Origin of the sequence: Cytobacillus purgationiresistens, assembly GCF_030813235.1 — a bacterium.
Lineage (GTDB): Bacteria > Bacillota > Bacilli > Bacillales > Cytobacillaceae > Cytobacillus > Cytobacillus purgationiresistens.
The window spans coordinates 1-2,620 of record NZ_JAUSUB010000070.1; the positions used below are offsets into that span (position 1 = coordinate 1).

Below are 2,620 nucleotides of genomic sequence, written 5' to 3' on the forward strand. Positions count from 1 at the left end.
CTTCCAGAATTAAGGGCTTGATGATGTATCCCGAAGGAGAAAAATGCTTAGCATCGGTGAAGGCTCTCATAGTAGGAGGAGAAGCGTTTCCACCTGCATTATTACAACGGCTCCAAGCCTATAATCATTTGTCTATCTATAATGGATATGGACCGACGGAGACAACTGTCTATTCTTCCATAAAAAATATCAGCTTAGACCAACAAGTGACCATTGGCCAACCGATTCGTAATACTCAATGTTACATCGTAGACCTGCATAACCGCCTACAGCCAATTGATGTTTATGGAGAGTTGTGTATCGCAGGCAGCGGTGTTTCTCAGGGGTATTGGAATCAGCCGGAAATGACAGCCGAAAAATTTGTGAAGAACCCATTCGGACCAAATAACATGATGTATCGAACGGGAGATCTCGCACGTTGGTTACCGGATGGACACATTGAGTACGCCGGCCGCATGGACCAACAAGTGAAAATGCGTGGATATCGAATAGAGCTACAGGAAATTGAAGCTCAGCTTGAAAAAATGACATCGATTCGAGAAGCTGCAGTGGCCCTTCATAAAGATTCGACAGGGGATGACTACCTCTGCGGATATCTCGTTTGGGGAAATTGCCAGGCTGCCATTTCTTTAGAAACAATTAAAGCCCAATTATTGACCAAACTGCCAGGGTATATGGTGCCTACTCAGTTTTTAATGCTCGAAGAGCTGCCTCTAACAGCGAATGGGAAACTGGACCGAAAAGCTCTGCCAAAACCTGACCTACAAGCCTTACGGCATGAAGCACCACGAACACCTACAGAAATAGGATTAGCGCAGATTTGGAGTGAAGTACTTGACATTGAAAGACCAGGTATAGATGATGATTTCTTTACTCTTGGCGGGCACTCTTTAAAAGCGACCATAATAGTTGGGAAAATAAAGAAAATTTTTAAGAAACACCTATCTCTTACTGATTTCTTTGAAAATTCGACGATTAGGCAATTATCGCTGAATCTTGAGCAATTGAAAATTGATAGATATGAGGAAATACAGCTGGCAGCTCCGCGAGAAGCTTATCCACTTTCTTCCTCCCAGCGAAGGTTGTTCGTACTCAGCCAATTCTCAGAGATTGGCACGAGTTATAATATGACAGGTGCTTGGAAAATAAAAGGGAATATAAGCCTAAAAAAACTACAAGAGGCACTGAAACAAGTCACAAACAAACATGAGATCTTGCGTACTTCATTTAAAATGATAGATGGCGAACCCGTTCAAACTATTCATGAATCTGTAGAAAATAAAATAGCGTATCAACACGCATCTGAACAACAGCTACCACAATTAATGGAGCGTTTTATACGTCCGTTTGATCTCGAAAGTAATCCGCTATTCCGAACGGGCCTTATTAAAACCGATGATCATTCTCATGTATTATGGTTTGATATGCACCATATTTTATCGGATGGAACATCTATTCGAATATTGGCGAAAGAAATAATGGAGGCATACAATGGCCAGACTCTTTCAAATACGCAAATCCAGTATAAGGATTATGCGGTCTGGCAAAAAAATCAGACAAGCTCTGGTACTTATATAAATAACCAAGCTTTTTGGATGAATGTCTTTAAAGAAAATAGCACACCTCTAGAATTATATTCTGATAAACAAAGACATTCGGTTTCTAATTATGCGGGATCACAATTCTCTTGCGAAATAAATCATTCGCTCACAACTAAAATAAATGAATTTGCCCAAAAGGCTAGTTGCAGTTTTTACATGGTTTTACTGGCTGCATACAACATCTTATTGTCCAAATATAGTGGGCAAGAAGATATCGTCATTGGTTCACCTGTTGCAGGCAGATCGCTTGTAGAAATTCAGGACACCATCGGTGTCTTTATCAATATGTTGCCAATGAGAAATCAGCCGATAGGTTCTAAACGCTTCAATGCTTTTTTACAAGAAGTAAAAGATCAGACCCTACAAGCGCTTGAACATCAAGATTATCCGTTTGAGGATTTAGTAGAAAACTTGAAAATTCCAAGAGTAGCCAATCGCCATCCTTTGTTTGATGTCGTCCTCGTTCACCAGAATATGGATCAATCGGTACTGTCTTTCGGGGATCATATTGCTTATCCCTATGACATGCCTCATCGAACAGCCAAGTTTGATTTGACGCTTGAGATAATAGACATGCCTGAGCACACCGTGATGAATTGGGAATACCGTACTTCTCTTTTTACAGAGAAAACAATTCAACGAATCGCTAATCAATTTCTTCATGTTTTAGAGGAAGTCGTAGATAACCCGGAACGTGAGTTAGCTTCTCTAACGCTTTCTCAAAAGGAAAGAGAAGAACTAGCGCATTTTAACCAGACGGAAATCCCATATCATCTAAATAAAACCGTTATTGAACTATTCCAGAACCAAGCGAGACAAACACCGGGGCGCAAAGCTATCATATGCAATGATAAATATTGGTCTTATCAAAGACTTGATAAAGAAACGAACCAACTGGCTCGACATCTACAGGCAAGAGGCGTCGGTCCTGAAAAAATAGTGGGCATCATGGTTGAGCCATCCGCTGACATGTTTTTAGCTGTACTGGCGGTTTTAAAAGCTGGCGGTGCCTATATACC

The 2,620-nt window shown here is 40.8% G+C and carries 1 protein-coding gene; it reads left to right on the forward strand.

Going from position 1 to position 2,620, the window contains the following annotated elements; all coding sequences use genetic code 11:
* Positions 1-23: 23 nt before the first annotated feature.
* On the forward strand, positions 24-2,620 hold a 2,597-nt coding region (locus tag J2S17_RS28670; protein ID WP_307480784.1), incomplete at its 3' end, for a condensation domain-containing protein.